General features: G+C 53.4%; 24 protein-coding genes and 1 pseudogene. 7 read left to right on the top strand and 18 right to left on the bottom strand.

Features of this window, described 5'->3' with window-relative positions:
* Positions 1-135: 135 nt before the first annotated feature.
* Entirely contained in the window at positions 136-1428 is a 1293-nt protein-coding gene (locus QU597_RS06240) for a glycosyltransferase family 4 protein (protein WP_310831845.1), read from the bottom strand.
* A gap of 409 nt (positions 1429-1837) precedes the next feature.
* On the opposite strand from QU597_RS06240, the gene QU597_RS06235 reads away from it, so the two are divergent.
* Positions 1838-2770 (top strand): glycosyltransferase family 2 protein, encoded by a 933-nt coding sequence (locus QU597_RS06235; protein ID WP_310831844.1) that lies wholly within the window; start codon positions 1838-1840, stop codon positions 2768-2770.
* Positions 2771-2893: 123 nt separating this feature from the next.
* On the opposite strand, the gene QU597_RS06230 is transcribed toward QU597_RS06235, so the two are convergent.
* Positions 2894-3466, bottom strand: a complete 573-nt coding sequence (locus QU597_RS06230) for a TetR/AcrR family transcriptional regulator (RefSeq protein ID WP_236336329.1) — start codon at positions 3464-3466, stop codon at positions 2894-2896.
* Between the two features lie 249 nt (positions 3467-3715).
* Between QU597_RS06230 and QU597_RS06225 the strand changes: the two genes are divergently transcribed.
* Entirely contained in the window at positions 3716-4843 is a 1128-nt protein-coding gene (locus tag QU597_RS06225; protein WP_310831843.1) for an FAD:protein FMN transferase, read from the top strand.
* 78 nt (positions 4844-4921) lie between these two features.
* Here QU597_RS06225 and QU597_RS06220 read toward each other — a convergent pair whose 3' ends face one another.
* From QU597_RS06220 to QU597_RS06190, 7 genes are all read right to left on the bottom strand, one after another.
* The gene (locus QU597_RS06220) at positions 4922-5632 is read right to left on the bottom strand and encodes an HAD family hydrolase (protein ID WP_310831842.1); all 711 of its coding nucleotides are present in this window, start codon (positions 5630-5632) and stop codon (positions 4922-4924) included.
* Positions 5633-5655: 23 nt separating this feature from the next.
* Entirely contained in the window at positions 5656-6123 is a 468-nt protein-coding gene (locus tag QU597_RS06215; protein WP_310831841.1) for a GNAT family N-acetyltransferase, read from the bottom strand.
* Between the two features lie 114 nt (positions 6124-6237).
* The gene (locus QU597_RS06210) at positions 6238-6744 is read right to left on the bottom strand and encodes a metallophosphoesterase family protein (protein WP_310831840.1); all 507 of its coding nucleotides are present in this window, start codon (positions 6742-6744) and stop codon (positions 6238-6240) included.
* A 131-nt stretch (positions 6745-6875) separates the two neighbouring features.
* Positions 6876-8090 (bottom strand): anti-sigma factor, encoded by a 1215-nt coding sequence (locus QU597_RS06205; protein WP_310831839.1) that lies wholly within the window; start codon positions 8088-8090, stop codon positions 6876-6878.
* Entirely contained in the window at positions 8083-8586 is a 504-nt protein-coding gene (locus tag QU597_RS06200) for a sigma-70 family RNA polymerase sigma factor (protein WP_310831838.1), read from the bottom strand. The genes QU597_RS06205 and QU597_RS06200 overlap by 8 nt, the downstream gene beginning before the upstream one ends.
* Before the next feature lie 418 nt (positions 8587-9004).
* Positions 9005-10291, bottom strand: a complete 1287-nt coding sequence (locus QU597_RS06195) for an AAA family ATPase (protein WP_310831837.1) — start codon at positions 10289-10291, stop codon at positions 9005-9007.
* A 1-nt stretch (position 10292) separates the two neighbouring features.
* Positions 10293-11741, bottom strand: a complete 1449-nt coding sequence (locus tag QU597_RS06190; protein WP_310831836.1) for an RtcB family protein — start codon at positions 11739-11741, stop codon at positions 10293-10295.
* Between the two features lie 32 nt (positions 11742-11773).
* On the opposite strand from QU597_RS06190, the gene QU597_RS06185 reads away from it, so the two are divergent.
* Complete coding sequence (locus QU597_RS06185; RefSeq protein WP_310831835.1) at positions 11774-11986, top strand: hypothetical protein; 213 nt, start codon at positions 11774-11776, stop codon at positions 11984-11986.
* Positions 11987-12105: 119 nt separating this feature from the next.
* Here the strand turns inward: QU597_RS06185 and QU597_RS06180 are convergent, their stop codons facing one another.
* On the bottom strand, positions 12106-12366 hold the full coding sequence (locus tag QU597_RS06180) for a YqkE family protein (RefSeq protein ID WP_310831834.1): 261 nt from the start codon (positions 12364-12366) through the stop codon (positions 12106-12108).
* 89 nt (positions 12367-12455) lie between these two features.
* On the opposite strand from QU597_RS06180, the gene QU597_RS06175 reads away from it, so the two are divergent.
* Positions 12456-12800 (top strand): winged helix-turn-helix transcriptional regulator, encoded by a 345-nt coding sequence (locus tag QU597_RS06175; protein ID WP_310831833.1) that lies wholly within the window; start codon positions 12456-12458, stop codon positions 12798-12800.
* A 36-nt stretch (positions 12801-12836) separates the two neighbouring features.
* Here the strand turns inward: QU597_RS06175 and QU597_RS06170 are convergent, their stop codons facing one another.
* Positions 12837-13340 (bottom strand): GNAT family N-acetyltransferase, encoded by a 504-nt coding sequence (locus tag QU597_RS06170; protein WP_310831832.1) that lies wholly within the window; start codon positions 13338-13340, stop codon positions 12837-12839.
* A gap of 75 nt (positions 13341-13415) precedes the next feature.
* On the bottom strand, positions 13416-14270 hold the full coding sequence (locus QU597_RS06165; RefSeq protein ID WP_310831831.1) for an SDR family oxidoreductase: 855 nt from the start codon (positions 14268-14270) through the stop codon (positions 13416-13418).
* A 168-nt stretch (positions 14271-14438) separates the two neighbouring features.
* On the opposite strand from QU597_RS06165, the gene QU597_RS06160 reads away from it, so the two are divergent.
* Positions 14439-15152: an MBL fold metallo-hydrolase gene (locus QU597_RS06160; protein ID WP_310831830.1), complete on the top strand. Its 714-nt coding sequence runs from the start codon at positions 14439-14441 to the stop codon at positions 15150-15152.
* Between the two features lie 186 nt (positions 15153-15338).
* Positions 15339-16433, top strand: a complete 1095-nt coding sequence (locus QU597_RS06155) for a M24 family metallopeptidase (RefSeq protein ID WP_310831829.1) — start codon at positions 15339-15341, stop codon at positions 16431-16433.
* Positions 16434-16523: 90 nt separating this feature from the next.
* Here QU597_RS06155 and QU597_RS06150 read toward each other — a convergent pair whose 3' ends face one another.
* The gene (locus tag QU597_RS06150) at positions 16524-17246 is read right to left on the bottom strand and encodes a queuosine precursor transporter (protein ID WP_236336308.1); all 723 of its coding nucleotides are present in this window, start codon (positions 17244-17246) and stop codon (positions 16524-16526) included.
* A gap of 396 nt (positions 17247-17642) precedes the next feature.
* Here QU597_RS06150 and QU597_RS06145 point away from each other — a divergent pair, with 396 nt between their 5' ends.
* A complete protein-coding gene (locus tag QU597_RS06145) occupies positions 17643-19331 on the top strand; it encodes a methyl-accepting chemotaxis protein (protein WP_310831828.1) in 1689 nt (562 codons plus the stop codon).
* Positions 19332-19446: 115 nt separating this feature from the next.
* On the opposite strand, the pseudogene QU597_RS06140 reads toward QU597_RS06145, so the two are convergent.
* The 5 genes and pseudogenes from QU597_RS06140 to cobT form a co-directional block, all read right to left on the bottom strand.
* Positions 19447-19598, bottom strand: a pseudogene (locus QU597_RS06140) (YnfA family protein).
* Positions 19599-19600: 2 nt separating this feature from the next.
* Entirely contained in the window at positions 19601-21202 is a 1602-nt protein-coding gene (locus QU597_RS06135; RefSeq protein ID WP_310833245.1) for a cobyric acid synthase, read from the bottom strand.
* An 85-nt stretch (positions 21203-21287) separates the two neighbouring features.
* The gene (gene cobS, locus QU597_RS06130; RefSeq protein WP_310831827.1) at positions 21288-22100 is read right to left on the bottom strand and encodes an adenosylcobinamide-GDP ribazoletransferase; all 813 of its coding nucleotides are present in this window, start codon (positions 22098-22100) and stop codon (positions 21288-21290) included.
* Entirely contained in the window at positions 22097-22645 is a 549-nt protein-coding gene (gene cobU, locus QU597_RS06125) for a bifunctional adenosylcobinamide kinase/adenosylcobinamide-phosphate guanylyltransferase (protein WP_310831826.1), read from the bottom strand. The genes cobS and cobU overlap by 4 nt, the downstream gene beginning before the upstream one ends.
* Complete coding sequence (cobT, locus tag QU597_RS06120; RefSeq protein WP_310831825.1) at positions 22642-23703, bottom strand: nicotinate-nucleotide--dimethylbenzimidazole phosphoribosyltransferase; 1062 nt, start codon at positions 23701-23703, stop codon at positions 22642-22644. Before cobT ends, cobU begins: the two co-directional genes overlap by 4 nt.
* Between the last annotated feature and the right edge of the window lie 169 nt (positions 23704-23872).

Raw genomic sequence — 23872 nt, 5'->3', positions numbered from 1 at the left:
AAACCGAAAATTACAAACACTATCTGCGGGAGTCTACTCATTTCCATACGACAAAAAGGGCAGCCTGCTTCGTCAGTTGTCTGACGAACAGTATGCCCTAATATGCGGCGCGTTTTGCACGGGGAGTAGATAGGATTACAACTGAACAGGCGGGCCCAGATCCGGAGGTGTAACAGCAGCCAGCTTTTCCGCCTCTGCCGGGTCCAGCCCCAGGCTCTCGTGCAGCAGTTTATACAATCGGGTCCCGATGATCTCCTCTGAATAGTTGGACCGGACAATCTCCTGGGCAGCTTCACCCATCTCGGCGCATAACTGCGGATTGCCGAGCAGGGTTTCAATAGAGGAGGCCAGCCCCACCGGATCAAGTCCATCGGTGAGCAGGCCACTAAGTCCTTGCTTCACTAGTCCCCTTACCCCCATTACGTTAAATCCGACCGTGGGCAGTCCGCAGGCACCAGCCTCCAGAATGACCAGCGGTAACCCCTCATAACGCGAGGGCAGAACAAACATCTCGGAGGCCGTATAATAGTTAGCCAGTACATGTTTGTCCCGGACTGTACCGAGAAGGATGAATGTATCCTGCAGACCTTTTTCGCGGATCAGGGCCTTCAGGCTCTGCTCATCCGGCCCGCCGCCGGCGATCAGGATCTTAAGATCCGGGATATGCCGCAGCTTCTCTGCTGCCTGAACGAGTAACGAATGGCCTTTCTGGTGTTCAAACAGCCGGCCCACAGTGATGATATAGCGGTTCTCCGGGTTCAACCCCAGTGCTGCAAGGGCCCGCTGCTTATCCCGCCGGTAAAAAATCTCCGCGTTCACAAAATTGGGCAGCAGCCGGATCCGGTCCGCCATCGCCGGAAAATGATCCACCATGCTCTTCTGCTCATCTTCATTAAGTGTGGTCAGAAACGCCGCCTTGTGCAGCGTATGCTTCTTGATCGGCATAATCCACTTATGAATACTTCCCCCGTGGTACGCGGCGACAATTGGAATTCCCAGCTGCTTGGCGGTTACAGCCAGCCGTTCAAACCTTCCGGAGGCATACTCCTGGGCATAAATAAGGCTGATTCCGTCGCCGCGCAGAATGTCAGCCAGATCTTTTTGAATGGTTGATACATATTGTGAAATGAATTTACCGATCGGCGTGCGGTGCGACAGCGGAATCAGACAATAGGACCTGTAGAGCAGGCCTACCGGAATGAACTTAATCGTACAATCCACAATGCCGTGACGGTAAGTGCGGACTTTATCCCCGGTCCGTGTGAAATTATAGATGGTGGTTTGGATGCCTTTACGATGCAAGAGACGGGCATAGTCGAAAGAAAAATCGTTATGATACGACTGTACATATTCCTCTTCCGTAAGACCCAGGCCTTTTACGAAGAAATCTTCAAAGTAATTGGTATGCATAAAGATCCCGACATGCATAACGTCTCCTCCTTAAAGTTTTGTTAGGATATACTGCTATGAATTACTGCGGCAAAACTGGCTTCGAAAGCATGCACTTAAGTTTTGTTAGGATATACTGCTATGAATTACTGCGGCAAAACTGGCTTCGAAAGCGTGCACTTAAGTTTTGTTAGGATATACTGCTATGATTTACTGCGGCAAAACTGGCCTAGGCCCGGGTTTTGTCCAACTAGTTCATATTTCATAAAAATAACTGCAACTTATTTCCTACCAATTATAATGGTAAACGCTATAAAAAAAAGTAAACGAAAGTGGTATATACGGCCTTCCAAAGGGGGGGTACACTGGTATTAACATGAATTTTCGGTGGATTTCTTATTTATCTAAATGAGGCGGACGATTCAGGCGTCCCGGAAGGAGCAGCAGCATGCATGATGTATCCATAGTCATTCCCACGCGTAACCGAATTAAAGATCTGACTCTATGCATTGAATCCATCGGCAGGCAGACTGAGCTGGAGGAAGTCTCGATCGAGCTGCTGATTGTTGATGACGGTGAAATTGAGGAAGAGGTGCTGGAGTATTTCCGTAAAGTGCTGGCGCAGATGCCTAGTGCCGAGCTTCATTATTACCGCAAAACCAAACCCGGCGTCTGGCTCTCCCGCTATGAAGCGCTCGGACTGATCGACGGGGAGATTGTGCTGAGCTTCGATGATGACGCTGAGCTGGATGATCCGCTCTACATCCGCCGGATGCTCGACACTTATGACTCTGATCCTTCCATTGTCGGTGTAGGCGGCATTGCCAAAGGCCTCTCCAGCAGTCCGTCCGGCAAGCTGCTGGGTATGCTGACCTGCCAAATGTCACACTCGCCCGGCAGACTGTCGGCAAGCACCCTCGCCGGGTCTCTGCTGCTCTGGGGTGAGACCGAGAATATTTTTGAGACGGACTTTTTCCACGGCTGCAACATGTCATTCCGCCGGGAGTCGCTGAAGGACATGAAGCCTTACCCGTGGATGACCAGCTATGCGGTAGCCGATGATATTTATATGTGCCATCTGGCCAGTAAATACGGCAAGCTGGTTATTAATCCCGATATGAAGATTACCCATCATGAATCGCCAAGCTCCCGCGATAAGGCCGGACGGGTCGCCCGGGCGACGGCGGTGAATCATTATTATCTGCTGAATCTGCGCAAAGCACCGGTGAAGAATTATGCCGCCCTGTTATGGACGCTAACCTATCTGACGGCCAAGTCTACACTGAAGCGGAACTTCAATGCCGTAACTGGCTACGCCAGCGGCATCCTGTTTGTATTAAATCCGCGCAAAAACAAATATAGCGAGTATATGCTGGACTAGAATGATCTCCGCAAGTCATTGCCGCAGCATGATCTCCCCCAAGCAACGCCCAACCTCAAAAAAACTCCCGCTGCCATCTTTTTCGGCAAGCGGGAGTTTTTTCTATAATTTAAGCTGTCATCTTTATTTGAGGATACCATTCGATATAAACAGGATCATATGCTCTTTAATCCGGTTTTCATCCAGCGGTTCATGCGCTTTGTTCCATTCCGTGGTCAGCGCCAGGTACAAACGCAGGATCATGAACGCGGCGACACTGGAATCGCAGGGCTTCACTTCCCCGTTCTCTATCGCCGTCTCAATCTGCTGTCTCAGGAAATCCAGCGCATAATCCTCCATCCGCTTGACCCCTTCCAGCGCCTGAACAGTTCCGATGTCACGTACCTCCTGCGCCAGCTTAACGAACAGCTCATGATCGGAGCGGAACTCCAGGATTGAATCAAGCAGATTAAACAGCTTATGAATAAAGGTGTCATCTTCGGTGGCAATGCGGTTCATTACAGAAGTTAATTCCTGCGAAGCTTTAATCAGAATCTCCTCAAACAGGTCTTCCTTTGTTTTGAAGAAGGTATAGATCGTGCCTTTGCCGACATTCGCGATTTTGGATACCTGCTCCATTGTCGTTGCTTTATAGCCGAATTGCACAAAGGATTTTGAAGCCGCCTGCAGGATTAACGACTTGCGGTCGATAGACATAGATAAAACTCCTTTCCTCCTAAAGCACACCAACAATTGACTAGAATTAAATTCCGGTCAGCCAGTCATAAAACAATTTATCATGACCGCATGAAGAAGACAACTCTTTATTTCAAGCGGAACGGTTGCAGATTGACTATGCCTGTTGTTGTTATGCGCAAAATGTCATGAAATTAGTATCCATTGCCATTCTTTCTGGGGTATGATAAAAAGGATGTGATCAAGAAACTACTTTATGGATGGTGGAAAATGTTTAAAAACAAGAAATCGGCGCTTATCCTGGCCGCATTGGTTATTGTCATCGTTGCAGCTGTCGGCATCTGGCTGGCGCTTGGCAGCAAAGGAGACGACAACAGCAGTAATACGGCTGCGAATGAGAACTCCGGAGGCGCAACCGTTTCAGAAGAAGGCGGAACCAAGGCCCTGTCGCAGACTTATTATATCTATGATACCGTCGTTAACATCAAAGTGTTCGGCGATAAAGCAACTCAACAAAATATGGATGATATCCAGCAGTTACTGGAACGTATGGATACTGAATTCAGCCGCACTAAAGAAGATGGTGAGCTGTACGCCGTTAATCAGGCAGCCGGCAAAGAAGCCGTTACCGTATCCGATGAAACCCTGGATGTGGTCAAACAATCCCTTAAATATGCCGAAGAAATGGACGGGCTGTTTGATCCGACGATCGGACCGCTGGTGGATCTGTGGGCGATCGGCGAAGGCGGAGAACATGTGCCTGACCAGGCTGACATCGATGCAGCCAAAAGCCTGACCAATTATAAGGATGTTATTATTGATGAGGCCGCGAAGACGATCAAGCTCGCCAAAGAAGGCATGGTGCTGGATATGGGCGGGATCGGCAAAGGATACGCTGCTGACCGGATCGCTGAATATTTGAAGGAGCAGGGTCTGGACAGCGCGATGATTAATCTCGGCGGCAGCAGCATCATTGCACTCGGCAACAAACCGAACGGCTCTCCCTGGAATATCGGCCTGCAGGACCCTGACCAGAGCCGCGGCACACAGCTGGGCACGATCAAAATCTCCGATGAAGTCATCGATGCTTCCGGAGTATATGAGCGCTTCTTCATGCAGGACGGCGTCCGTTATCACCATATTCTTGATCCGCGTACAGGCTTTCCTTCGCAAAACGGCCTAAAAAGCATTACCATCATGAGCCCGAACGCAACAGATGCGGATGCTTTGTCTACCGGCGTATTCCTGATGGGCTTGGAAGAGGGCATGAAATATCTTGAATCCCTGCCTGAGAAGGTTGATGCCTTCTTCATCACCGATGACAATAAAATCTACGCCACTTCGGGACTCAAGGACAGACTTATCCTGACGGATCCTACGTATACCTTTGCGAATTAAAAAGAATTGCCTATAAGGGCAATAAAAAGCGGCAGAGCTGAGGCTCTGCCGCTTTTGTATATTCTGCTGCAAACTCCCTCAGATCAGCGGAAGCTCACTAAATTCTTGGTAGTTCGTAAACGTATGGCTTGGAACATGCTCCGTACGTGGCTGTCTGCCGCGGGGATTGTACCAGCATACCTTCCAGCCCGCCGACAGTGCGCCGACCACATCATTATCCCAGGTGTCCCCGACATATAGCGAGTTGTCAGCGGTTGTCCCTGTTACCCGGTTAACATGCTCGAAGATCGCCGGGTCCGGCTTCGCCAGTCCGACAGCATCCGAGATGAAGATCATCTCCGGCGGAATCAGCTTGTCGATGCCAAGTCCGCGCAGCTTGTTCATCTGATGCTCCTCCGGCCCGTTCGTAATAATCCCGACCTTGTGCCCTAAGGCGATGAACCGCCGCAGCTGCGCTTCTACCCCGTCAATCATCTCTATTGTATACTGTCGGCCTATGTATGCCGCCTGAACCTGCTCGGCCTGCCCGCGGCTAAGCTCAAGCCCATATTCGGCAAAAGCCAGCTCCAGCCGCAGCACCCGGGTCTCCTCCAGCTCAAGCTCGCCTTGCAAATACTTCGGCCAGAGCAGATCGCTGTGATGCCTTACGGTATAGAATAAATCCGCATAATTCAAATCGCTCTCATCCGGCGCCAGCACCTCGCGCACCGCTTCACGGAACGGCACCAAATGGTCGTACAGCGTATCATCCAGATCAAAAAATACTGCCAGTTTATTGCTGTTATCCACTTTAACGCCCCTTACTATAGCTTTCATTTTTCAAAAAACAGATCATACGTATAAAAGTCATGATCCCGGACGTAACCCTGCGCTTCATACAGACGCTGTGCTGATATGTTGTCAGTCATGGTCGTCAAAGTCAGACCTTTAGTCCCTGTGTTCAGGGCAAAATTCCGCACCTCTTCCAGCAGCATCGTACCAAGCCCGCGCCCGCGCAGCTGTTCTGCAACGAACAGATCATTCAGCACCCACAGCCGCTGCATCGTCAGTGAAGAGAAGGAAGGGTATAGCTGGGCCAACCCTCCGGCATATCTGCTACCGCCTTCACCCGTCACAGCCATGAAAATGGCCGATTCTCCTGCTTCCAATCTCTGCTGCAGAAAATGTAAAGCCCCCGGCAGATCCGGTTCCTGTCCGTAATACACCCTGTATTCATTAAACAGCGGAGCAATAAGCTCCGCGTCCTGAAGTGTTGCACGTTCCAAACGATAGGATATCATTCCGGTTCCCTCTTTTCGTCAAATGGCTGTTTACGTATATTGTAGAATAGCCGCCACAGCACTGACCATGGAGAGAATGATGTTTCATATGGACAAAAGAGCGTAGGCCTCCCCCTACTCTCTGGAGTCGTAGAAGACATGCCGGGCATTGATTTTGCCGTCCTCAATATCGAGTAGTCCGAAGGAATACTGCTTCTCGCGCCGTTTGTCAGTAGGGGAACCGGGATTGAACAGCAATATACCGTTCTCCCGGCGCATTAGCGGCTGATGCGAATGGCCGAACAGAATGCAGTCCACCTCTTCGCCTTCAAAAGCAAGCAGCGCGTTCCCGTCCGTCCCTTTGCGGGAATACGGGGCATGACCGTGGATCAGCCCGATACGCATGCCCTCAAGGGTAACAATCTTGCGCTCCCCGAACCGCTGGATAATCTCCGTACCGTCATTATTGCCGGCAATTCCCTCTACCGGCGCAAGCTCGGCCAGCAGATCATAGATCTCCAGGGCCACCCAGTCGCCCAGGTGCAGAATCTGGTCCACCTGGCGGAATTCCTTCACCAGCGCCTGCGGCAGTGCCTTGGCCGACCGCGGCAAATGGGTATCCGATACAACTCCTATTCTCACTCTTATTCAGCTCCTAATCTGCATATTCTCGTACATCTATCACCCATAGGCGAATGCATATTTTCAGATAATTGTACGATTTGCAGGGGATAGAAGCAAGTAATGCGTTATCATCAAGCCCATCAGTCCTCTCAGTCCCTCCAGTTCCACAGCCGCACTTCACCGATCCGGATATTGCTGACCCAGGAATTCTGCTGCAGCTTCAGCAGCTCTTTAACCGGACCTGTAATCACAGCACCATACAGATGAATACCGTGCTCCTCCAGATAACTTAAGGATTCATCCACTTTTAAAAATGGGGCAGCGTTACGTGTAATCGTTTTGTATTTTTGCAGCAGCTGCAGCGTCTCGATGAAATTCTGCTCCCGGAGTTCGCCGCTGCCGTAGGACTCGACTGAAGGGGAGCTCGAGCTGCTTGAAGTCACTTTGCCGAACCAGCCCCATTTTTCCGAGGAAATCTCCCTAACCGTCATATCTTCGGCATGCCAGAGCGGCTGGTACGGAAATCCGAGCAGGGTACTGAAGGAACGTTCATCGGCAGCCAGGCCTCCGTCCACTGCAAACCACACTGGCAGTACATTCAGCGGTTCAAGTTTTCTCAGCAGCTCATCCGTACTATATAACTGGTCAAAGGAAAGGTAAGCCTCGGCCACTGTGCCTTCAGGAAGCATCACCAGCCTTTCCCACTCCTGGGCGTCACTGCGCTGTCCCCCGGTACTCTGTGCTGCCTGCGGGTAATCGAAAATAAAACTCCCTGTATTTCCGCTTTGCTGATCTGTCCAGTTGTAATTGCCTATACCGCCCAGCCCCAGCAGAAACTTACTGGAGTAGCTTCCAACGTCCACCTGTTCACTGCCGATTTGCTTCTGCAGCCTGCCCGAAAACTCCATCCTGAAAAAAAACTTCCCGTTTGCATTCAGATTCAAGCTTGTATTGGGACGTGAGACGGCAACCGCCGAAATTAGAACATCTCTATATCTGTCTACCCGGTCTCCACTATTGTAGAATACCCCAGTAAGGATAGTGCTGATGACTGTGAAGGCCAGGAAAACCGCCAGCACCGTAAAGGTATTCGCAAACCGCGCCTTCCATTTGCCCCGGCGGATGATTTTTTTTTCTTTTCTTGAAGCGGTTTTTTTCGCTTTTTTGGAGGTGTTTTTCTCAGGTAGATCCGGTTTAATGATAAATCGCTGAGAGGTCTGCTGATCCTCTTGCTCCATCAGTTCCTCCAGATACACCTGATAGGCCTCCAGCTTCTCCAGCTCACGCTCGACTTCGGTGCGCTCATCCTCCGGCAGGCTGCCTTCGCTGTATTTGCGCAGATGCTCCTTGAATTCCTCACTCATCCCCATTCCTCCTCCGCTCCGCCTCCCGCAGCTTTTGCCTGGCGCGGAAGATCAGTATTTTATAATTGGACAGGCCTACATCCATGATGTGTGCCGCCTCCTGGTAAGACAATCCGTGAAAATCATGAAGTAATAGCGCATGCCGCTGGGCCTCGGGCAGCCCCTCCACCAATAGTGCCATTTCTTCCATCACTTCCTGCCTCAGCAGCACATCCTCGGTGGTTTCCGGATGAGGCAGTGCCTTGAAATAGTCCGCTTCTTTGGTAATGCTGCGATGCGCTTTTCGTGTATGATCAATAAAAGCGTTGTAGGCTACCCGGAACAGCCAGGGTTTGATTTTGTCTTCGCGGCAATCCTCCAAATACAAATAAGCACGGTAAAAGGTCTCCTGCGTTAACTCTTCGGCGAGGTGGTGGTTACGGCACAGGGAACGTAAGTACCGGTAAATATCATGCACATAGCTCTGATAATAATCATCCAGCGAATTTAACTTCATTCCCTCCCCCCTCACTCTAACCACGTTCCAGCCGGCCAAAAGTTACAGATTTCTCCAACACATGGGTCGCGGACATATTATTGATTCACTATACAGCGTCTTTAACAGGAAAACAGCCGCATTTATCCGTAACGGACTCAACCGTGCTAATTTGTGCCAGAATCCATTTTGGATAAGGCTAACGGACTCCAGTTCACTTATGTGCGGATTTCCGCCCCGATAATCAAGATTACTGAGGCAATAAGCACGGTACGGTCCGTAAGCCTGAGAAAATGGACCCCACCGGGAAAGTAAGGTTTTTCCGGTCCATTAACGCCACCTCCACTGGCTTACAAATCACTCTTCTGAACAAAAAATAGCCATACCACCCGCTGAACCTTCAGCAGGTGGCATGGCTTAGAGTGCTTAGCCCATATTATCAATAAAACCCGATCGTGGATGAGGCATCCCGCATCCATTCCCGCTTGCGCCCCTTATCCAGCTCGCCGCGCATCCCGCGGACCAGCTGCTCCACATCGGCTGCGCCGTTCTCATGCCACTCCAGCGCGGCACTGACATAGAGCTCGCCAAGCTGTGTCAGCGAGAAATCCGAGGTCAGGCGCGCAGCCAGGGCAACCCCTTCCTCGCCGGCAAAAGCGGAGAAGCCGCGCAGCTGCAGATACTCCAGCCGCAGCTCCTCATTAGGCATTTTGATCTCGTAGGCCCGGTCAAAGCGCCCGGCGCGGTTCATGAGGCCGGGGTCTATTTTCTCCGGATAATTGGTGGTGCCAATCAGGAAAATCCCTTCCTTGGAGGTGGCCCCGTCCAGCGTATTCAGGAAAAAGGAGCGGACCTCCTGCGGCATGGAGTCAATATCCTCAATCACCAGTACCATCGGCGCAAGCCGGGCTGCGGCCTCGAACACCTCGTTTACCGATTCACTGCTGGTGTATTCAGTAATCTGCCAGTACACAACAGGTCCGGGGACGCTTCCTGCGATGGATTTGACGAGTGTTGTTTTACCGTTGCCGGGGTGGCCGTAGAGCAGGATTCCCCGCTTATATGGAATATCGTATTTGACATAAAAACTGCGGTCTGCGTCAAAAAACTGGTCGAGCGAGCGGTAAATTTCTTTTTTGATTGCGGCATCCAATACGACATCATCCCGTCCTACAGAACGGGTAATCGGCTCGTCTTCACGGAACATACCGTTTCGTCTGTCGGTGAACACTGTCACCTTATTGATGTTCTGCTCCCGCTGCCGCTTGCGCACATTGCTTAAGAACACCTGCAGCTGTTCATCCGATGCAGCAAAGACGAAATCCTGAAAATTAATGCCGTTCTCCTGAAAAACAGGCACCCGGGCAAGCGCTACCCCCATGGCCGGATAAGCAAGCACATTATTGCGGATGGACAGATGGATATTGTACTCCGGCTGCTCCTTGTCATCATCATAAATGAAAGTCCGGTCCTCCAGACGGTCAAAAATCCGCGCCACATGCTCCACCTCGGGATTGCCGGACTGCACATCATCTAGCAGCAGCTTCCAATATTCACTGTTCGGATCATCACTCGCATACAGCTCATAGCGGACGCCATAGCGCGAGTACAGAGCTTCAAGGATACCGTCAACGAGACGGGCATACACATCGTACCCCTTGATCAGGCCTTTTGCACCTTCATCGTACTGGTAAATTACAGTCTGTTTCTTGCACTCCTGCTCCATCCTATTTCGTCCCCTTTATCGCTGCGAGCGGCTTGCATTTGGCCACAACGGCAGCCAGGCCGGCGCCCGTAACGCTTTCTATGATCTCATCTACATTCTTATAGGCCTGAGGGGATTCGTCAATGATAGATTCCAGGGAATGCTGATTCACTACGATCTCATCTTCTTTGCCGACCTTCAGCGACCGGGAAAATTCATGGACCGACACCAGCCGTTTTGTCGCTGTGCGTGAACGGATGCGCCCTGCTCCATGGCAGATGGAATAATAATTTTCTTCCCCGCCGGGCTGGCCAACCATGATATAAGAGGCCGTGCCCATGGAGCCGGGAATCAGCGCCGGATGCCCGGTTGCCGCATAGACAGACGGATTATCCGGATGACCGGCCGGCAGGGCACGTGTCGCCCCCTTGCGGTGCACAAATTTGGTGCCGGAGGAAGTCTCCTCTCTCCAGGCGTAATTGTGCATCAGATCGTAGAGCGTGCGCAGCTCGCACTTCGTGCCGAACACGTCGCGGAAAGCCTCGCGGACCCCGTAAGCGATCAGATGGCGGTTCACCACCGCATAATTCAGCGCGGAGTACATCAGATTGACATAGCGCTGGCCTTGCGGATGGTCAAGCGGGGCATAGATCAGCCGCGGATCGGCGCTGCCGAGACCCAGCTGTCCCATCACCTTAGCAAAAGCGGGAGTACAGAACTGGTTGACCATCCCGCCCCAGGCCCGGGAACCGGAATGGATCATCACGGCAATCTGACCGTCCTTAAGGCCCCAGGCTTCGGCCACTTCCCGCTGCTCCTCAGCAATTTCAATCGCCTGAATCTCTACGAAATGGTTGCCGCCGCCGAGTGTACCCAGCTGCCGGTGCCCCCGGTGCCAGGCCATATCGGGCAGCTCATTCAGAATCTCCTCGTCAAAAGCGAGCTTGCTGATCTCCACACGGGATAGCGCACTTGATTTCTTCGGGGTATAGCTGTCGGGAATATATTTGTTCGGCAGGCCATGCAGCCCTTTGCGGACAATGTTCTCCAGCCGGATATCGCTGTAATGGCCGCGCTGCTGTGCTTCCATCGGCAGATATTTCTCAATGGCGCGGACCAGCTTCCGGCGCAGCTTGACCTCACGCAGATCGTCTTTGTGCAGATTAGTCAAATGCACACGCATGCCGCAGCCGATATCGCTGCCCACGATGGACGGCGATACATAGCCTGATGCGGCATCCCAGACCGCGGTAGTGCCAATGCAGGTTCCGACGCCTACATGTACATCCGGGGTGTAGCTCATGTACTCGATATTCGGAATCTGCAGATTGTTATTGGCCATTTCCAGGACCTTGTAATCAAGTGAGCCAAACAATTGCTCGCTGGCGTATACCTTGAGGTCGCCGCCCGGAAGGGCCACCTCATGTTTGTAGCGGGGCTCATAGCCCGCTTGCTGTTCTATGGTATTCATAAGTGATTTTCATTTCCTCTCAGGGTGGTAAGATGAGTTTTAGTTTTCAGGTAACACAAAAAGAGCCGCAGATCAGTTCTGATCGTACGGCTCCCGGAGCGCTGGGTGCAGCTTCGAATTCAAGCTTCCGCAAGTTCAAAGCACACCCGTATACAGTTGTGACTGATGGGCTGGGCTGCGCATCATGTCTCCCGGACGAAGGCGATGAGATCAGATTGTTCATATGCGGTTGTCATGCGGCTTAGCGGCGTTCTCAAACTATTAGTTCCAATCATGACCCATCGGCCTCCCTTCTCTAAATGATAAACCCAATAATAAATGGCTCTGCTGCAGATTGTCAACCCTAAATCTGGTAAAGTTTAGTTTATTTAAATTTGTGCCAGTCCTGGCTGCTGTTCTCCAGCAGATGCGCAAAATCATTCTCCAGCCGCTTCTGCTCGGCCTTGCGCTGATCCTCCACGGCCTTACGGGCCGCTTCCTTTTTGTCATTTTCTTCGGCCTTGAGCGCATCGGACTGCGCCTTCAGCTTGTTCAGCACATCGCTGCTCAGCAGGTCCTTAAGTGTAGCCGGAGCATCCGCAGCAGCGGGACGCGGAGCACTTGCGGTCTTCTTCTTTTTAGCCATTTCAACCATCCTTTCGGTCTTACATATCCTTCAAATTTGTTTTAGTTATAGGTCTTTTCGTTTATAATGTACAGTAAGAGGTGAGCCTTATGAAATCCATAGACCTGTGTCCAAAGTTACAGAAAAGCATGGATATTATCGGCAGACGCTGGACGGGCTTAATCATCTATCAGCTTCTCCAGGGACCGCAGCGCTTCAGTACCATTGAGGCGGCGCTGCCCGTCAGCGGCAGACTTCTGTCTGAGCGGCTGAAGGAGCTGGAGCAGGAGGGCATCGTCCTCCGCGAAGTTTTTCCCGAGACACCTGTAAGAATTCAATATTCCCTGACAGATAAAGGCCGGGGGCTGGAATCGGTGATCCGCGATCTGGAAAAGTGGTCTGAATCATGGATTGATTCCGGCGACTGCGGTCCTGAAACGGTTCCACCGCATTAAGTTTTTAGCCTGCTTCTAAAAAAGTAGTCTTATCTGCTATAGCTTACGTCCGATAATTACCAGATCCCGCTGGATGCCATCCATTACGGCAACACCCGGCAGCAGTCCCCACTCTTTGAAGCCAAATTTCCGCAGCAGGGCAAGACTAGGCTCATTGTGGCCGAATACAAAGCCGACCAGATTCTCGACACCCAGGCGCGGGCATTCCTCCAGCGCCTTGGCCAGCAGAATGCTGCCGGCTCCTTTGCCGCGGAATTTCTCATTTACATAGACACTGATCTCTGCGGTTGCATTATAGGCAGGACGCCCGTAGAACGACTGGAAGCTGAACCAGGCGGCAATCTCGCCCTCCTGCTTCAGTACCCATAGCGGACGATGGTGGCTGTTATGCTCATGGAACCATTTTACCCGGTCTTCTACGTTTACAGGCTCCAGATCGGCAGTGACCATCCGGCCTGCTACCGTCGAATTATATATCTCCACAATTGCCTCTAAATCTTCAATTGCGGCATCTTCAATGCTGTAATTTTGCCAAGCCATTCTGCCATTCCTCCCAAAGTGTAATCTACGTCAAAAGATATAAGTCTGTCCTGATAGGGTACAGTCTGCCTATGGTTAGCTATGCTCCCGGCTCAATCCGGTCTGCTCCAGGCTCCATTGCCAGAGATGTGCTGCTTCCTGCTCATTGGTCGCCCTTGGCGACAGCTGCTGGATTTGGCGGCGGTAGTAATACTGTCCGGTTACTCTGCTCAGCTCCGGTGCGGTCGCCAGATAAATGGCTGTGTCTGCCCCCTGCTCAGGAGTCAGGAAAAAATACGAGAGCAGCTTCAGCACGGAGCGGCCGAACCCTGTTTCGCGATTCACTCCGATGCTTGTCCCCACCGCTCCCGGATGCACCGCATTGGCCGTAACCGCAGTTCCCTGCAGGCGGGCAGCCAGTTCTCTGGTAAACAGAATATTAGCCAGCTTGGAACGGGCATAGGCTTTAGCCGGATTGAAGCCGCGTGATAACGTATGATTGTCCAGATGCAGCCTGCCAATCTTATAGGCACCTGAAGCTACAACAACGATCCGGCCCTGCTCGGCTGCTTTCAGCGGATCCAGCAGCAGATTCGTCAGCAGAAAATGCCCCAGATGATTGACACCGAGATCCATTTCGAAGCCATCTGCCGTAAGCTCACGTTTGACAGTCACGACTCCGGCATTATTAATCAGCACATCAAGTACCGGATATTCTGTTAAAAAGTGCTCGGCAAAGCTGCGGATACTCTGGAACGAAGCCAGATCGCACAGCATCAGCGTAATGTCGTCCGAACCGCTCTGCCGCCGGGCTTCCACCAGTGCTTCCTCACCGCGCCTCTGGCTGCGGCAGGCCATAATTACCTTTGCCCCCCGGCGGGCCATCTCGATTGTTGTTGCCAGTCCCATCCCGGAATTGCCGCCGGTTACGAGTACCGTTTTTCCCTGCATGGCCGAATTCCCCTCCCGTGCGCAGAACCTGCCAGCTTCAGCCCTGGCCTGGCCTTTAATAAACAGATGTATTAAGATTATGTTACATCATATCAGGGGTTGAAGAAAAGGATCGCCCACAAAAGTTTCAGGAGGTGATTTCCGGGAATCCTTTTCCCGGAGTTCAGGATGAATATAGGACACAATGTTATTGCGCTTACGATACCTCTTGGCCCATCGGAGGTTCATCCGGTACTGCTAAAGGACGAGGATGGTCTGACTCTGATTGACACTGGCATGTTCGACCAGTACGATGCGCTGATTCAAGCGGTCAAGGATGCAGGAGAAGCCCCTTCGGACATCAAACGGATTATCCTTACCCATCAGGACACGGATCACATCGGTAATCTTCCTGCTCTGGCCCGTGACCTTCCGGACGTCGGGTTGTTCGCCCATCCCGGTGATCTGCCTGTCATTAACGGGAGCCAGCCGATGCTCAAAATGACCCCGGAACGGGTCGCCCAGCTGCCGGAGGCGCGTCAAGAGGAGTTCCAGCAATTCCTGGAGCAGCTGAAGCAGCTGAAAGACATCACGGAGCTGCATGACGGTGAGCACTTGCCTTGGGGCGGAGGGCTTGAGATTATTCATACCCCTGGCCATACCCCGGGCCATATCTGCCTCTACCTGCCGGAGCAGGAGCTGCTGCTCGCCGCCGATGAGCTGCGCGTGGTGGACGGCAAGCTGGCAGGCCCCTGGGATGCCGCTACACCGGACATGCCGCTGGCCCTCCGCAGCCTGCTGAAGCTGAAAGACCTGCCCATCCGGTCTGTCCTTTGCTATCACGGCGGGCTGTATGAAGGCAGCCCGCAGGCGCTTATCGGGTCGTTGACCGAGGCGCTGTAGGCAACTACGCCCATAGAGGAGTCTGCACTTACTGCCCCGTCCGGGATTCCTGCGGCGGGGCAGTTTTTTTACGCTTAGCGTTGGTCCGGACACTGGCAACTACACTGGCAGGTGCACCCCGCCGGGTTATGATCTATAATGATAACGTTGTTTTTTTAACGTGTAGACGAAAGGGGAACACCTGAAATGAACGAGGCTCTGAAAAGCCTGGAGCAAGGAATGGCGGGTAACGGGCTGGATGCCCTGCTCGTAACTGATCCCAAGCATGTATACTATTTGACCGGTTTTTCCAGCAACCCGCATGAGCGGTTTCTGGGCCTGCTACTGATCCGCGGAGAGGAGCCTGTACTGATTGTGCCGGCGCTCGATGCCGAAGCTGCCCATGCAGCCTCCTCCGTCACCACGATCCTAACGCACAGTGATACGGATAATCCTTATGAGCTGCTGAAGTCGCGTTTTGGCGGCACTGCCCCGGGAACACTCGGCATCGAGAAGGAACACTTCTCCGTGAGCCGTTACGAGCTGCTGTCTGCGGCGGTTCCGGCCGGACAATTCAGCGACATCGGACACCTGCTGCGGGCTATGCGGGCCAAGAAAACGCCGGAGGAAGTCGAGCGGATGAAGCATGCCGCTGAGCTCGTGGAGGAAGTCCTCCGCCGCGGCCTGAGCCACATTAAGAGCGGGGTCACCGAAATCGAGCTGGTTGCAGAGCTTGAATATCTGATGAAAAAGGTTGGCGCTTCCGGCCCCTCCTTCGATACGATGGTGCTCTCCGGACCGAAAACGGCTTTGCCGCACGGCGTGCCCGGAGACCGGGTTATCCGGCAAGGTGATTTGCTGATGTTCGATATGGGCGTGTATGCCGCAGGCTATGCCTCCGATATTACCCGGACCTTTGCTGTGGGTGAAATTGATGCCAAGCTGGTGGAAATTTACAACACCGTTCTCGCTGCCAATATGGCGGGCATCGCAGCCTCGAGAGCTGGAGCCACCTTCGGTTCGGTCGACAAGGCAGCACGTGATGTCATTGACGCTGCCGGTTACGGTGAATACTTCATGCACCGGGTCGGCCACGGCCTTGGCATGGATACCCATGAATATCCTTCACTGCACGGCTTAAATGAAGATATTATCGAGAACGGGAACGTGTTCACTGTCGAGCCCGGCATCTATGTACCAGGCCTGGGCGGCGTGCGCATTGAAGATGATGTGTTAATTACGGCTGACGGTCCGGTCACATTGACCAGCTATCCAAAGGAACTGACTGTTCTTCATTTGTAGCCAGCCGGTTAATGCTGTTAGGGTTATCAAAAAGCAGCAAGCCCCGCTTTCGGAGGCTTGCTGCTTTTCTATCTGGGCGCTAAACCCGTTCTATAAATCAATCCGTGCTTCCGTGTCCCTGCGGGCCTCAGTCTCTTCAGCAAAGCGGAAGGAACGGGCAATATAAAGGATCGGCGTACCTGCAGCGGTCAGCAGGAATTTCGATAAGTAGGTCGTCAGCAAAATTTCGGTCCATACCCTTAGGTCGTAAAATCCGGCAAAAGCAATCAAGCAGAAAATCAGCGTATCTACAAAGGAGCTGATCATAGTGCTGCCGTTCGAACGAATCCAGAGCTGGCGTGAACTGCTGAAATATTTACGTATCCAGGAGTAGAGGCGCACGTCCAGAAACTGACTGATAAAGTAGGCTGTAAGACTGCCCAATGCCAGACGCGGCATCATGCCGAAAATAGTCTCCAGGGAAGATTGGGCTATATCCGTCTCCTGCGGCTCGAACTTCAGAACCATCTGCATAATCACTGTCGTCATCAGCAGTGTGAAGAAACCGAACCAGACCGCATTGCGAGCTTCTGAACGCCCGTATTTCTCATTAAGCAAATCGCTGGTCATATACAGCGTGACATACATGGTGTTGCCGAGCGTCATTACAATTCCCAGCGGCATTTCAATTGTCTTAGCCACTTGAATATTGGCAATAACCGTCGCAACTCCGACCCAGGCATATAAGCCTTTTTTACCGAACAGGCGGTAGCAGAGCAGAAAGAAAGCAAAATTGACAACCACAAACAAAATACCCCACAGCAAATTAAACATATATCTCTGAAGCCTCCTAGTTTTGGTTACGCGGGATGGTTACGAACCGCGGTTATTTAGTTTGTTAGAAACAAAAACATAAATACTCTATCATATATAAAGCTAACAAGCCATGGAAATTTAATTTCTGTAAATCCAGTGCGGTGTCCGCCTATTTTCGTAAATCTAGCATTTCCTTCGATAATTATTCATATTTTTCTGAAAATTATGCTTTGTAATTCAATTTTTCACTATTCAACCGGAGGTTAATTCTATAGAATAGTTATCAGTCAGATTCCCGGAAAACGATAGCCTGATATATGACCTGGACCTACGGAATATATTGCTGCCTGCCCTGCTGTGAAGTATGGGCAATGGGATATACGATGCATCCAAACAAAAGAAGGAGAGAATGAAATGGTACGTTTTAAAAATTCGATCAGCCGCAAGTTCACGCTCTTATTGTTTGTCGTATTATTGCTTACGTCTCTTGTGCTAAGTGTCAGCTTCTACTTTATTTCCATGAATACGATCGACAACTACGTCATGCCGCAGATTAATAAACTCCTGTCTGGCGCTGCCCAAGATGTATTCAAGAATATCAATGCAACACATGCACAGCAGACCCTGAATAAAAGCGAACAGTCTGCAACCAATCTTCAATTCTATTTTAAAGATAAAAAAGAGCAGCATGATGTAGAAACAGTCTTTCTGATTAATCTGGCCGAAGGTAAAGCTTCAGTATTGACTGCCGACCAAGGCTCTAAGCTGAAGGCCGAAGAAAGCCTTACCGTAACCTCTGCAATGCAGCAGGCCGCCAAAGGAAAAACAGGACTCAGCGATACATATAGCGATAGTCACGGTATACATAAAACTGCCTATATTGGCATTCCCGGAAGCACGATGGTTATTGGTGTGAGTTATGATGTAGGTTTTGTTCAGGACAAAATCAACAGCATCATCTGGACCAGTGTAGCCATTACACTTGCTTCGCTGATTATCGGCCTTGCCGCCGCCTATTACATGAGCCGCAGAATCACCCGCCCGCTCTCCCAGCTTACGGCATACAGCAACAAAATGGCCAGCGGTGATTTTACTCAGGAACTGGTGATTAAAGGAAACGATGAGGTCAGCCAGCTGTCTGAAAGCTTCCGCAGCATGGGTCAGAAGCTTAAGGATATGATCGGACAGGTTCTCGATACCTCCAATACAGTCGTCACGGATGCCAATGATCTGAAAGCACGTGTTGATGTGCTGAACGAAATGGCACAGCGTTCCTCCGAGTCCGTAAGTGAGATCAGCAAAGGCAGCGCCACGATTGCCAGCAGTGCTATGGAGAATTCCCGGGCCATGGATGAAATCAATGTCGGTATCCAGCATATCGCTTCCGCCGCCGGCGAGGTTACCGAGCAGATCAGTGAAGCTTCCGCAGAGGCTACGGGCGGCAATGAGATTGCCCAGAGTGCTGTAGAGCAAATGCGCCAGGTAGAGGTCGCATCTGTGCATTCACTGGAGCAATTCCGCATCATGAACGAGCGGTCGCAAATGATTGGCGAGGTTGTCCAGGGAATTACGGAGATTACGAAACAGATCCAAATGCTGTCGCTGAATGCCTCGATTGAAGCAGCGCGTGCAGGCGAGCATGGCCGGGGTTTTGCCGTTGTTGCCGGAGAGGTACGCAAGCTGTCCGAGCAGTCGAAGGAATCCAATGAGCAAATCCGCGATTTCCTGCTGGGTCTGCAGGAGGATATGAACCGTTCGGTAGAAGAGATGAATCACGTAAACTCGGAGGTCTCTTCCGGTGTCAGCAAAGTAGTTGAAGCAGGAAATGCCTTCAACCATCTGCTCATTCTTATTCAGAGCATCAACCACAGCATTCAGTCCGTCTCGGCAGCCACTCAGCAAATCTCTGCCGGAACCGAAGAAGTCAGCGCCTCTGTGGAGGAAGCCGCACAGATTACTGCCAAGTCCCGCTCCAACGCGGACTCGCTGGCTGAGAACTCTTCCCGGCAGTACCAGGAGCTTGAAGGTCATGCACTGACCGTAGAGCATCTGCACGAACAAGCAGTCAGACTGCAGGAAGCCGTGCGGCAGTTCAAAATTTAGCCCCGCCGCGAGCATAACATCTGCAATCAAACCAAGGGACTCTCTGGAAGCTGCCGGCTTCCGGAGAGTCCCTTTTTTCACATGAATCTTCCTGTTCTTGGCAAGACTCCTAATACTAGCTTCTTGGTGCCCAGAGGATCACCGACACTCCGATTACGCAGATGCCTGCTCCGATCCAGTCATAGAGCCGCAGTCAGAGCCATACGAGATATCCGCCGCCGATCTCGGCCAGTCCGGCCACCATTACAGCAGAATCGCCATAAACATCCTTATTCCTCTTTCACGGACAGCCCCATAATTGTGTACACAGCCTCCATATCAAGGTTCTCCCGTACGGATGCAGCCAGCCTATCGAACTCCTGTTCACGCAGCGCTGCCGAAGAGAAGGTTGCTGCCAGCGGTGTCAGCCCCTTAGCCTTCCGCATGCCGTCAAGCCAGCTGCGGCGCAGCTCATCATTATGAAACAGGCCATGCAGGTATGTCCCCCATATCTTGCCGTCAGGTGAGCCCCAGCCTTCTAGCTGCTCCTGCCCATCCGCCCTTTCCAGCCGGAACAGGCTGCGCACAGCGTCAGGCTCAAGATTCGTCGTTGTTCCCATATGGATTTCATATCCGCTTACAGCAGTATGGGCCGCTGCCGTCGTAGAGATCCCGCTTAATTGCAGCGGATGGCCGTCGGCCAGGACACCATTCACCCGCACGGTCGTTTTATGCTGCAGAAAAGCTGTCGACAGCGGGAGATAGCCAAGCCCGCTGCTTTCACCCGGCTCCGGGCTCTCCACGGCGTCCGGATCCAGCAGCTTCTGCCCGAGCATCTGATAGCCGCCGCAGATTCCCGCGAGCTGGAGGGTTCCCTGGCGGAGCGCATGCGCTATCGCCTCCGGGAATCCTTGCTGTCTCAGGAACACAAGATCAGCTGCTGTATTCTTCGTGCCCGGCAAGATAATGGCATCCGGTGTGCCGAGCTCTAGAGCTGAGGTCACATAACGAACTACCGTATCCGGCTCATCCTCCAGCGGATCAAAATCGGTGAAATTCGAGATTCGCGGATAGCGGATGACCGCGATATCCAGCTCCCTGGTGCTGCCGGGCTGCAATCGGCCCGAGGTTCCTTCCAGAACTACAGAGTCCTCCGCCTCAATTCGCAGCTGCGGCAGAAACGGCAGCACCCCGAGCACCGGAATTCCCGTGCGCGCCTCCAGCCAGTCCAGCCCCGGCTGCAGCAGTGAGAGATCACCGCGGAATTTGTTGATGATGAAGCCTTTGACACGTGCCCGCTCTTGCGGCTCCAGCAGCTCCAGGGTTCCAACCAGAAATGCGAAGACGCCTCCCCGGTCAATATCCGCAACCAGTAATACCGGAGCGTCAGCCCAGCCTGCGAGATTCATATTCACAATATCCCGCGCCTTCAGGTTAATCTCGGCCGGACTGCCGGCGCCCTCCATCAACACGGCATCATAGCTGTCACGCAGCCGTCCGAGTGCAGACATCACCGTCTCCTTCGCCTCCGGAAGGAACTTCTCGCGGTACTCCCGAGCACTCAGCGCCGCATGCGGCACGCCGTGTACTACAATCTGTGCGCTCATCTCCCCTGAAGGCTTCAGCAGAATCGGATTCATGTCGGTGGTAGCTGTAATGCCGAAAGCCTCGGCCTGCATGCCCTGGGCCCGGCCGATTTCTTTGCCGTCCAGTGTGACATAGGAATTGAGCGCCATGTTTTGGGATTTAAATGGGGCAGTACGATAGCCGTCCTGTACCAGGATCCGGCCAATGGCAGCAGTAACGAGGCTCTTGCCGACATCCGAGGCCGTTCCCTGTATCATCAGCACAGCCGCTGGCTGCTTGGTTTGTAGTTCAGTTTGTTGTTCCATGTATGGATCCACGCTCTCTTCCTGCTTTCGGTGTGTGGCTTGCGGCGTGTAGCTTGCGGGGTGTAGCTTGCGGCTAAGCCGCCAGCTACATTAGGTTGTGCTGCAGCAGCACAAGAAGCAGCAGTACCGCTGCTTCCAGCAGCTCGTTCAGCGCGCCGTACACGTCGCCGGTGAGCCCGCCGAGCCGGCTGCTGATCCGCCGTGCCGCCAAGGTGCCGCAGGCCACGGCGGCAAGCGGCGCCAGGCAAGCCGCCGCCAGCTGCTGCGGCCAGGCCGTGCCTCCCGCGCCAAGCGCCAAAGGCGCAGCGGCGGCGGGCAGTGTCAGCAGGGCGGCGAGCAGCAGCGCGCGCCGCTCCTGCCGCAGCGGCAGCGCGGCGAAGCCCGCTGCCAGGCCTTCGCTGCCGCGGGCAGCAGGGTAGCGGGCCATCGCCCGCACCATGTACCAGCGGCTCCAGACCGGCGGCAGCAGCAGCATCGGCAGCGCATAATAATGGCTGCCTCCGATAAAGGCTGCCAGCAAGGAAGCCTTCAGCAGCAGGAGCAGCACGCAGGCCAGCACGCCCATAGCCCCCACCCGGCTGTCCTTCATAATCTCCAGCATCCGCTCCCGCGAACGGTAGCTGAGCAGCGCATCGGCGCTGTCCATCCAGCCGTCCAAATGCAGCCCGCCGGTAAGTCCCACCCATAGGATGAGGGTAATTACAGCGGCGGGCCAGGCCGGCAGCAGCCAGGCAGCAGCGGCGGCACCAAGCGCAGTGACAAGCCCGATTGCCGCACCGACCAGCGGATAATAGACCACGCTGCGCCGCAGCAGCTCCGGCGAGAAGTCCCCGCCATCCTTAACCGGGAAGCGGGACAGAAACTGAAACGCAGCGGCGGCATCCCTCCTTGCGCTCACAGCTTGTACTCCCTGCTCTTCAGCTCAATAGGAATCCCGGCGGTGACCAGAAAGACCTGCCGGCATTGCCTGGCCAGCTGCGCATTCATCCTGCCGGCCAAATCCCGGTACAGCCGCCCGAGTGCGTATTCCGGCACAATGCCGTCACCGACCTCATTCGTCACAAGAACGAGCGTCCCTTCGAAAGCGGCTACGCTCTGCTCAAGCCGGGCAATCTCCCGTTCTACCCGTTCCTGTCTGTCCGTCTCACCCTCTACGTCCAGCAGCACATTGGAGAGCCAGAGCGTCAGACAGTCCACAAGCACCGCCTTTCCCCCGGAGAGGCGCTCAAGCAATGCCGGCAGATCAAGCGGCTCCTCTAGCGTCTCCCACTGGCCACCGTTTGCTTCACGCTGCCGGCGGTGCAGGGCTATCCGCGCCTTCATTTCTTTGTCGAACGCCTGCCCGGTTGCTACATACAACGCCTCATCCGCCAGCGACAGTGTCAGGCGCTCAGCAAAGCTGCTCTTACCGCTTCGCGCCCCGCCTGTTACGAGAATGCTCATCGGCTCTCCGCTCCGGAGACCCCCGCGCTTTCGAAGGTAGCCATTTCCCGCATAATCCGGCTGACCGCTTCAATCAGATGCAGGCAGAGAACTCCCCCTGTTCCTTCGCCAAGGCGCAGCCCAAGATCGAGCAGCGCTTCCAGCCCCAGATGTTCCAGCATGAGCTTATGGCCCTGCTCGCCGGAAACATGGGAGGCAATCATATAATGGATGGACTCCGGAGCAAGGGACTTGGCAGCGAGTGCCGCTGCGCCGGAGATGAAGCCATCCAGAACGACGGGAACTCCGGCCGCTGCCGCACCGAGAATCAGACCGGCAAGACCGGCAATCTCCAGCCCGCCCACTTTGGACAATACATCGATGGCATCCTCAGCATCCGGGGCATTGAGCCGAAGCGCCCGCTCCACAACGGCGATTTTATGACGCAGCCGCTCATCGTCGATCCCTGTGCCCCGGCCTACTGCCGTTTCTGCAGGAATGCCTTCCAGCGCGCAGAGAACTGCAGCACTGGCCGTGGTATTGCCGATGCCCATCTCGCCGGTAATAAAAATCTCCGTCCCGCGCTTCACCGCTTCCTCCGCCACGCTTATCCCGGCCAGAATAGCCCGTTCCGCTTCCTCCCGGCTCATCGCAGGCCCCTGCGCCATATTCCCGCTGCCGTAGCGTACTTTATGGTCAATCAGCTCGGGATGGCTCAAGTCCGCGCCCACACCGATATCCACCAGCTTCACCTCAGCACCGGCCTGACGGGCCAGTACATTCACCCCTGCACCGCCGCTGAGGATATTGTAGGCCATCTGCACTGTGACCTCCTGCGGAAAAGCGCTGACCCCTTCACGGCATACGCCGTGATCGGCAGCCATAACCACCACCGTGCGTTTGCCGTAAGCCGGCTGCTCCGTCTTGGAGATGCCTGCCAGCCGCACGGCCAGCGTCTCAAGCCGGCCGAGACTGCCCGGCGGCTTAGTCAGTATATCCAGCCGCTGCTCCGCGCGCCGGATTGCTTCCTGATCGGCCGGGGCAATCCGTCCGATTACTGCTTCAATTGCTGAGATCATTGATTATTCCTCCTGTGCTGGTGTGTAATCGCATATTTTGGTGCTCCAAGTACTGTCGCCGGCTCTGTTCATATGTTTCTGCTCCATACGCAAAAAGGCCCCTTCTCCGAAGAAGGGGGCGATCGCTGCCATGCTGCTGCCGCAAGCTATTATACTGCATATCCCTGTT

Source organism: Paenibacillus pedocola (assembly GCF_031599675.1).
In the GTDB taxonomy this organism is placed as follows: Bacteria; Bacillota; Bacilli; order Paenibacillales; family Paenibacillaceae; genus Paenibacillus_AQ; species Paenibacillus_AQ pedocola.
The sequence above is the reverse complement of the archived record's forward strand: the minus strand, read 5'-3'. Positions and strand labels throughout refer to the sequence as shown.

Bases quoted from the DNA above. Each gene is read 5' to 3' on its own strand.
- QU597_RS06240 (WP_310831845.1), bottom strand. From the start codon at position 1,428: ATGCATGTCGGGATCTTTATGCATACCAATTACTTTGAAGATTTCTTC.
- QU597_RS06235 (WP_310831844.1), top strand. From the start codon at position 1,838: ATGCATGATGTATCCATAGTCATTCCCACGCGTAACCGAATTAAAGAT.
- QU597_RS06230 (WP_236336329.1), bottom strand. From the start codon at position 3,466: ATGTCTATCGACCGCAAGTCGTTAATCCTGCAGGCGGCTTCAAAATCC.
- QU597_RS06225 (WP_310831843.1), top strand. From the start codon at position 3,716: ATGTTTAAAAACAAGAAATCGGCGCTTATCCTGGCCGCATTGGTTATT.
- QU597_RS06215 (WP_310831841.1), bottom strand. From the start codon at position 6,123: ATGATATCCTATCGTTTGGAACGTGCAACACTTCAGGACGCGGAGCTT.
- QU597_RS06205 (WP_310831839.1), bottom strand. From the start codon at position 8,090: ATGAGTGAGGAATTCAAGGAGCATCTGCGCAAATACAGCGAAGGCAGC.
- QU597_RS06200 (WP_310831838.1), bottom strand. From the start codon at position 8,586: ATGAAGTTAAATTCGCTGGATGATTATTATCAGAGCTATGTGCATGAT.
- QU597_RS06195 (WP_310831837.1), bottom strand. From the start codon at position 10,291: ATGGAGCAGGAGTGCAAGAAACAGACTGTAATTTACCAGTACGATGAA.
- QU597_RS06190 (WP_310831836.1), bottom strand. From the start codon at position 11,741: ATGAATACCATAGAACAGCAAGCGGGCTATGAGCCCCGCTACAAACAT.
- QU597_RS06185 (WP_310831835.1), top strand. From the start codon at position 11,774: ATGAGTTTTAGTTTTCAGGTAACACAAAAAGAGCCGCAGATCAGTTCT.
- QU597_RS06180 (WP_310831834.1), bottom strand. From the start codon at position 12,366: ATGGCTAAAAAGAAGAAGACCGCAAGTGCTCCGCGTCCCGCTGCTGCG.
- QU597_RS06175 (WP_310831833.1), top strand. From the start codon at position 12,456: ATGAAATCCATAGACCTGTGTCCAAAGTTACAGAAAAGCATGGATATT.
- QU597_RS06170 (WP_310831832.1), bottom strand. From the start codon at position 13,340: ATGGCTTGGCAAAATTACAGCATTGAAGATGCCGCAATTGAAGATTTA.
- QU597_RS06165 (WP_310831831.1), bottom strand. From the start codon at position 14,270: ATGCAGGGAAAAACGGTACTCGTAACCGGCGGCAATTCCGGGATGGGA.
- QU597_RS06160 (WP_310831830.1), top strand. From the start codon at position 14,439: ATGAATATAGGACACAATGTTATTGCGCTTACGATACCTCTTGGCCCA.
- QU597_RS06155 (WP_310831829.1), top strand. From the start codon at position 15,339: ATGAACGAGGCTCTGAAAAGCCTGGAGCAAGGAATGGCGGGTAACGGG.
- QU597_RS06150 (WP_236336308.1), bottom strand. From the start codon at position 17,246: ATGTTTAATTTGCTGTGGGGTATTTTGTTTGTGGTTGTCAATTTTGCT.
- QU597_RS06145 (WP_310831828.1), top strand. From the start codon at position 17,643: ATGGTACGTTTTAAAAATTCGATCAGCCGCAAGTTCACGCTCTTATTG.
- QU597_RS06135 (WP_310833245.1), bottom strand. From the start codon at position 21,202: ATGGAACAACAAACTGAACTACAAACCAAGCAGCCAGCGGCTGTGCTG.
- cobU (WP_310831826.1), bottom strand. From the start codon at position 22,645: ATGAGCATTCTCGTAACAGGCGGGGCGCGAAGCGGTAAGAGCAGCTTT.
- cobT (WP_310831825.1), bottom strand. From the start codon at position 23,703: ATGATCTCAGCAATTGAAGCAGTAATCGGACGGATTGCCCCGGCCGAT.